The sequence below is a fragment of the Mesorhizobium sp. M8A.F.Ca.ET.165.01.1.1 genome (assembly GCF_004792065.1).
In the GTDB taxonomy this organism is placed as follows: Bacteria; Pseudomonadota; Alphaproteobacteria; order Rhizobiales; family Rhizobiaceae; genus Mesorhizobium.
This window is the reverse complement of sequence record NZ_SRTH01000022.1, coordinates 61,110-68,011: the sequence shown is the minus strand read 5'-3', so window position 1 is coordinate 68,011 and position 6,902 is coordinate 61,110. Positions and strand designations below refer to the sequence as shown.

The following is a 6,902-nucleotide window of genomic DNA, read 5'->3' as shown; positions in this document are numbered from 1 at the left end:
GGAAAGCCCAAAATGCTCATCCGCATCGCACTCGCCAGAAAACTTCTCGTCATCCTCAACGCAAAAGCACGCGACGCGAGAAGCGAATTCGCAAATGCAACTTGACACCCCAGATAGTCGCTCTCCCCGTCACTGTACGGGGAGAGGATGCCGGCAGGCAGGTGAGGGGCGGCGCTGGCCTCCGGCGATGATCTTCCCCGCACGAAGCGTCCGCCCCAATCGCCCAAGGCCACAAGGCGGCAAACCTTGTCTTGTCATGCCGGCCATGGTAGCGAACGCCCGATTTCAATTCGGTCAGCCCCGATTCAATTCGGTGAGCGAGACTGCCCAGGGGAAAAGGATATCGGCTCATGGCCAGCAATGATGACGCGCCGGTCGGCGCCAACGGCAACGGCAATGGCAGCGCGGCGCAGCCCTCGCTCAACGTCCTGGCGCAGTATGTGAAGGACCTGTCCTTCGAAAGCCCCGGCGCGCCCAACTCGCTGCGCGGCCGCGACAAGGCGCCCGGCATCGCCATCAACGTCAACGTCAACGCCAACCCGCTCTCCGACAAGCAGTTCGACGTCAACCTGACGCTGAACGCCAAGGCTTCCTTCGACCAGGAAGTGCTGTTCAACGTCGAGCTGATCTATGGCGGCGTCTTCGCCATTTCGGGCTTCCCGCAGGAGCACATGCTGCCGATCCTGTTCATCGAATGCCCGCGCCTTTTGTTCCCCTTCGCCCGCCAGATCATCGCCGAGGCGACGCGCAATGGCGGCTTCCCGCCGCTGATGCTCGACCCGATCGATTTCGCGCAGATGTTCCAGCAGAAGATCGCCGAGGACCAGGCCGCCTCGCAGACCAAGGTGAGCTGACGCTCGGCTGACAGGGATCGCTTTGAAAAACCCGGCCTCGCCGGGTTTTTTGTTGGTTTCGTGACCCCTTAACAACGCTGGTGGGACGCACCCATAGGCACTGCCTCAACGGTTCTGGTCGATTTAAATACACCGGTCGAGCCATAGGTCGACCCCCACTCCGTCGAGCTTCGCTCGACACCTCTCCCCCGATCGACGGGGGAGAGGAAGGGCGCGAGTTCGCCGACCTTGCCGCCTTTCCTCTCCCTCCGGAGGGGGGAGAGGTGGCTCGGCGAAGCCGAGACGGAGTGGGGGAAGCCGCTGGTGAAACGGGAAGCCGCGGGCAGGTGCATCGCCCGTGGCCGGCACGGGTTGAAACGCAAACTCGACGGTGGGTCTATTGGTGCCGGCCCGCTCCTGGGATGAGCCGCTCGCCCCTGCGGAGCACCGCACAAGTCCTGCGGATTCCAGAACACTCCCATGCGTCACCCAGCCCTATCATTCCCTCTCAGGCAACGACGCCCCGGTGGTCGCGACCGCCCCCGCGTTGGCGATTTCGCCGGGGCGAGCCTGTTTTTGTGCATGTCCTTGCAGCCGGGTCGCCGCCCATCCGGCGGCATGCACCAACAAAAGAGGGAACGACGATGAAATTCATGCTGACCGACCGCAAGCTCCACCCGCAAGCCAGACCTGTCGCCGAGGATTTCAAGACGGGCGGCATCAGCCGCCGCGAATATCTGGCGCTGATGGCCGGGCTCGGCGTCAGCGCCGCCGGCGCCTTTGCCCTGGGTGGCCTGACCGCGGCCCCGGCCCGCGCCGCCGAACCCAAGAAGGGCGGCACCCTGCGCGTCGCCATGAACGTCAAGGGCTTCAAGGATCCGCGCACCTTCGACGGCGTCGAAATGTCCAATGTCGCGCGCCACTGCAACGAATATCTGGTGCGCTGGAACACCGATTTCTCCTTCGAGCCCTGGCTGCTCGAAAAATGGGAGATGAGCGACGACGCAAAAACGCTGACCCTGCATGTGCGCAAGGGCATCACCTGGTCGAACGGCGACGCCTTCAATGCCGACGATGTCGTCCACAACCTCACCCGCTGGTGCGAGGCCGGAGTCGCCGGCAATTCGGTCGCCGCCCGCATGGGCGCGCTGGTCAATGCCGACACCAAGAAGGTGGTCGATGGCGGCATCGAGAAGGTCGACGACTTCACCGTAAAACTCAATCTGCCGAAGCCCGACATTTCGCTGATCGCCGGCATGGCCGACTATCCCGCGCTGATCATGCACCGCTCCTATGACGGCGACGGCGACCCCATGAAGGCGCTGGCGATCACCACGGGTCCCTGCGAGTTGGTGAAATGGGACGCCGAGACCGGCGCCGAGGTGAAGCGCAAGGACAAGCCCTGGTGGAAGGGCGAGTTCCATCTCGATGGCATCCAGTGGATCGACTACGGCTCCGACCCCAACGCCATGCTGTCGGCGTTCGAATCCGGCGAGATCGACACCGACCACGAAACCGCCTCCGACGCCGTCGCGCAGACCGACAAGATGGGGCTCAAAAATTCCGAGATCGCCACCGGCTCGACCATCGTCGCCCGCTTCAATGTCGGTAATGCGCCCTATGACGACGTCAAGGTGCGCCGCGCCGCCCAGCTTGCGGTGGACAATGCCGCCGTGCTGAAGCTCGGCCTCGACGGCCGGGGCAAGCCCGCCGACAACCACCATGTCGGCCCCATGCATCCTGAGTTTGCCGATATCGGTCCGGCCAAGCGCGATGTCGATCAGGCGAAGAAGCTGCTCGCCGAATCCGGCAAGGCGGACCACGAGTACGAGCTGATCTCGGTCGACGTCGAATGGCAAAAGAGCACCGGCGATGCCATCGCCGCGCAGATCCGCGAGGCCGGCCTCAAGATCAAGCGCACCGTGCTGCCCGCCGCCACCTTCTGGAACGACTGGAGCAAATACCCCTTCTCCTGCACCGAATGGCTGGGCCGCCCGCTCGGCGTCCAGGTGCTGGCGCTGGCGTACAAATCCGGCGCCGCCTGGAACGAAAGCGCCTATGCCTCGAAGGAATTCGACGCGCTGCTCGACAAGGCGCTGGCCATGCCCGACGCCAAGGCCCGCAAGGAGATCATGGCCGAGATCGAGCAGAATCTGCGCGATTCTGGCATCATCATCCAACCCTACTGGCGCTCGGTCTACCGCACCTACCGCAAGGGCGTCGAAGGATGTGAGCAGCACCAGGCGCTGGAACAGCACTTCGAGAAGGTCTGGATCGAAAGCTGAGGCTAGCGCGGCGCTTCTTCCTTCCCCCCCTTGTGGGGGAAGGTGGATTGCCGCGAAGCGGCAAGACGGATGAGGGGTGCGCCACGGAGCGAGGCCTTCGTATCTAAAGCTTTGAGTCCGCGCCTATCTTTCCGGCATCGCCAAGCTGGCGCGCCGATCCACCTTCCCCCACAAGGGGGGAAGGAAGAAGCGCCGCGCCCTGCGTCACCTTCAGCGCCAGCGCCGCCCCTCATTGCCCTGCCGGGCATTTCTCCCCGTATAGGACGGGGAGAAAGGGGCTGGCCGCAACGCCGGCACTTTTCTTGCAGCGCTGATAATTGGCGAAAGCGTCGGCCACAGCACCCCTCTCCCCGTCCCTATACGGGGAGAGGATGCCGGCAGGCAGGTGAGGGGCAGCACCAACCTTCGTCGTCTTTACCCTAACCTGTGATCCTCACATGCGGCGCGAACACCCTGATCGCCTCGATAACGCATCGGATAGGCGCGAAACCGTCAACGTCTCACTCCGTCGCGCACCCCTCGTCCGTCGCCTTCGGCGACACCTTCCCCCACAAGGGCGGGAAGGGAGGAGCCTACCCCGTCACCGCCACATGCGGCGCCAGCCGCTTGATCGCGGCGACAATGTCCAGCCCGCTCATGTCGAGCGAGTTGACCTCCATGCGCACGGTGTTCCCGCCGAATAGCGCATTGGCCAGCGCATCGGACGGCTCACCGGTCAGTTCGAAACTGACCATGCCCGAGCCCTTGCCGGAGGAGGAGAGGCGCACGCTTTGCACCCTGTGCCAGGGCACCAGCACGTCGCCGAGGCGGCGATCGCGAAAACCGTTTTCGTCGAGCACCACCTTGACCGAGGTGTCGAAGGCGCCGCGCACCATGTAGCCGCCGAACCCGAGGAAGCCAAGCGCCAGCAGCGCCACCAAAAACACCCGCCCGCCATCGGCGCCGTTGGCCAGCCCCTTCAGCGTATAGAAGCCAAAAATCGCCGCCATCAGCAACGACCCTGCGACGGAAGAGAACTTGTTGGTGGGACTGTTGCGGAGTTCGACGGGGGCGGACATGGGGGCGCACTCACCGGTCGGGCTTCAGCAAGGTCCAGATCCAGCCGGCGAAGGTCATCACCAGGAAGGGATAGCCGGCGGCCGGCAGCGGCGCCGAGGTCGGCTGCAAGGGCGCGCCCCACAGCACCATGCCCACCGACACCAGGAACAGCACGGCGGCAATGAGCCCGGTGATCCGCATCCACAGCGCAAAAGTGTTGGGCACGCTGGCCAGGATCAGCGCCGCCGCCCAAAGCGAGATGCCGCCGACATAGGAAGGCACGCTGGCCTGCAACCCGGCCGCATTGCCGGCCAGAAGCAGGCTCTCGCCGGCAAGGAAGGTCAGGAAGCCCGCGGCGACGCAATCATTGCCGAGCCGCTGATACTTCATCGTCAGCAGCGCGGTCGCCACCACCAGCGCCACCCCGTCGATCGCCCACAGCGTCTCGCGCAGCGCATCGCTCGCCACGAAGGTGCCGGCAAGGCCAAAGATGCCGCCTATGGCGAGACCGATGGAGGCGATGGTGTCGAGGGTGGTGCGCATGTGGTGTCTCCCCAAGCTAGGGGGAGGATACGTCGGAACGGAGTATACTCAAAGGGGCGGTCCGCCGTCCGGTGTGAAGCGCGTTAGCCCAGTTCAAATTGATTTTGGCGAGCTTGGGCGTGTCCGGCGAAAGGAAAGGCGGTAGGTATCCAGGGATGTCCCGTCACCCGCACTGGGGTGGGACCCGCTGCCTCGGGCCGGAGGCCGGACCCCTCAATCCCCCATCTTCAGCGCCTGGATAAACGCCTCCTGCGGGATATCCACTTTCCCGAACTGCCGCATCCGCTTCTTGCCCTCTTTCTGCTTGTCGAGCAGCTTGCGCTTGCGCGAGACGTCGCCGCCGTAGCACTTCGCCGTGACGTCCTTGCGCAGCGCCGAGATGGTTTCGCGCGCGATGACCTTGCCGCCGATGGCGGCCTGGATCGGGATCTTGAAGAGGTGGTGCGGGATCAGCTCCTTCAGCTTCTCGCACATCTGCCTGCCGCGCTTTTCCGCCGCCGTGCGGTGCACCAGCATCGACAGCGCGTCGACCGGCTCCTCATTGACCAGGATCGACATCTTCACCAGGTCGCCCTCGCGATAGTCGGTGAGGTGGTAGTCGAACGAGGCGTAGCCCTTGGAGATCGACTTCAGCCGGTCGTAGAAATCGAAGACGACCTCGTTGAGCGGCAGGTCGTAAGTGAGCATGGCGCGCTTGCCGACATAGGAGAGGTCGGCCTGGATGCCGCGCCGGTCCTGGCAGAGTTTCAATATCCCGCCGAGATAGTCGTCGGGCGTCAATATGGTGGCGCGGATCCACGGCTCTTCGATCGCCGAGATCTTCACCACGTCGGGCATGTCGGCCGGGTTGTGCAGTTCCTTCACCGAGCCGTCATTGAGCAGCAGCCTGTAGACGACCGATGGCGCCGTGGCGATCAGGTCGAGGTTGAACTCGCGCTCCAGCCGCTCCTGGATGATTTCGAGGTGCAGCAGGCCAAGGAAGCCGCAGCGATAGCCGAAGCCGAGCGCTGCACTGGTTTCCATTTCATAGGAGAAGCTGGCGTCGTTGAGGCGCAGCTTGCCGACGGCGGCGCGCAGGTCCTCGAAATCGGCGGCGTCGACCGGGAACAGGCCGCAGAACACCACCGGCTGCGCCGGCTTGAAGCCGGGCAAGGCATGCGCGGTCTGGCGCCTGTCCTCGGTGATGGTATCGCCGACGCGGGTGTCGGCCACTTCCTTGATCGAGCCGGTGAAGAAGCCGAATTCGCCGGGGCCGAGCTCCTCGACATTGATGCGGGCGGGCGTGAACACGCCGGTGCGCTCGACCAGGTATTTGGCGCCCGTGCCCATCATGCGGATGGTCTGGCCCTTCTTCAGCACGCCGTCGATGATGCGCACCAGCACGATGACGCCGAGATAGGCGTCGTACCACGAGTCGACCAGCATCGCCTTCAGCGGTGCCGTGGCGTCGCCCTCGCGCGGCGGCGGCAATTGGTGGACGATGGCTTCGAGCACGTCGGGGATGCCCAGCCCGGTCTTCGCCGAGATCAGCACGGCGCCCGACGCGTCGATGCCGATCACCTCCTCGACCTGCTCGCGGATGCGCTCGGGCTCGGCGGCCGGCAGGTCGACCTTGTTCAGCACCACGACGATCTCGTGGTTGTTGTCGATCGCCTGGTAGACATTGGCGAGCGTCTGCGCCTCGACGCCCTGGCTGGCGTCGACGACCAGCAGCGAACCTTCGCAGGCGGCCAGCGACCGCGACACTTCATAGGCGAAGTCGACATGGCCGGGCGTGTCGATGAGGTTGAGGATATAGTCCTCGCCATTGTTGGCGCGGTATTTCAGCCGCACCGTCTGCGCCTTTATGGTGATGCCGCGCTCGCGCTCGATGTCCATCGAGTCCAGCACCTGCTCCTTCATGTCGCGCAGCTCCAGCCCGCCGGTCGACTGGATCAGGCGGTCGGCGAGCGTCGATTTGCCATGGTCGATATGGGCGACGATGGAAAAATTGCGGATGTGGTCGAGGGGCGTGCTCATGCCGCGCGCTTTAGCAGGGGCGGCAAGCGGCGGCAAGGCTTGGCGCCCAAGGGCTGCCCGCCGCACACAAAGCGGTGAAATCGGCAAAAGAATCGAAAAACCGGTCTGCGCGCCAACGATGCATAAACTTTAATCGTTCAGATTAGACCTTGGTTTGCCGGCTGCGTGGTAATCGCACGCTCGC

5 protein-coding genes and 1 pseudogene are annotated in these 6,902 nt (G+C 64.3%); 3 read left to right on the top strand and 3 right to left on the bottom strand.

The window, feature by feature from the left end; all coding sequences use genetic code 11:
• The 3 genes and pseudogenes from EN808_RS37870 to EN808_RS32415 form a co-directional block, all read left to right on the top strand.
• Window positions 1-105 (top strand): annotated as a pseudogene (locus EN808_RS37870) (IS110 family transposase); the annotation flags it as partial.
• Window positions 106-350: 245 nt separating this feature from the next.
• The gene (gene secB / locus EN808_RS32420; RefSeq protein WP_127277690.1) at window positions 351-854 is read left to right on the top strand and encodes a protein-export chaperone SecB; all 504 of its coding nucleotides are present in this window, start codon (window positions 351-353) and stop codon (window positions 852-854) included.
• A gap of 623 nt (window positions 855-1,477) precedes the next feature.
• The gene (locus EN808_RS32415) at window positions 1,478-3,118 is read left to right on the top strand and encodes an ABC transporter substrate-binding protein (RefSeq protein ID WP_135918017.1); all 1,641 of its coding nucleotides are present in this window, start codon (window positions 1,478-1,480) and stop codon (window positions 3,116-3,118) included.
• 572 nt (window positions 3,119-3,690) lie between these two features.
• Here the strand turns inward: EN808_RS32415 and EN808_RS32410 are convergent.
• The 3 genes from EN808_RS32410 to lepA form a co-directional block, all read right to left on the bottom strand.
• Window positions 3,691-4,107: a hypothetical protein gene (locus EN808_RS32410; protein WP_127276460.1), complete on the bottom strand. Its 417-nt coding sequence runs from the start codon at window positions 4,105-4,107 to the stop codon at window positions 3,691-3,693.
• Window positions 4,108-4,186: 79 nt separating this feature from the next.
• The gene (locus tag EN808_RS36580; RefSeq protein WP_189524221.1) at window positions 4,187-4,699 is read right to left on the bottom strand and encodes a hypothetical protein; all 513 of its coding nucleotides are present in this window, start codon (window positions 4,697-4,699) and stop codon (window positions 4,187-4,189) included.
• A gap of 213 nt (window positions 4,700-4,912) precedes the next feature.
• Window positions 4,913-6,718: a translation elongation factor 4 gene (gene lepA / locus EN808_RS32400; protein ID WP_127871049.1), complete on the bottom strand. Its 1,806-nt coding sequence runs from the start codon at window positions 6,716-6,718 to the stop codon at window positions 4,913-4,915.
• Between the last annotated feature and the right edge of the window lie 184 nt (window positions 6,719-6,902).

Excerpts from the sequence above, each read along its gene's own strand:
- EN808_RS36580 (WP_189524221.1), bottom strand. The coding sequence starts at position 4,699 with ATGCGCACCACCCTCGACACCATCGCCTCCATCGGTCTCGCCATAGGC.
- EN808_RS32415 (WP_135918017.1), top strand. The coding sequence starts at position 1,478 with ATGAAATTCATGCTGACCGACCGCAAGCTCCACCCGCAAGCCAGACCT.
- lepA (WP_127871049.1), bottom strand. The coding sequence starts at position 6,718 with ATGAGCACGCCCCTCGACCACATCCGCAATTTTTCCATCGTCGCCCAT.
- EN808_RS32410 (WP_127276460.1), bottom strand. The coding sequence starts at position 4,107 with ATGGCGGCGATTTTTGGCTTCTATACGCTGAAGGGGCTGGCCAACGGC.
- secB (WP_127277690.1), top strand. The coding sequence starts at position 351 with ATGGCCAGCAATGATGACGCGCCGGTCGGCGCCAACGGCAACGGCAAT.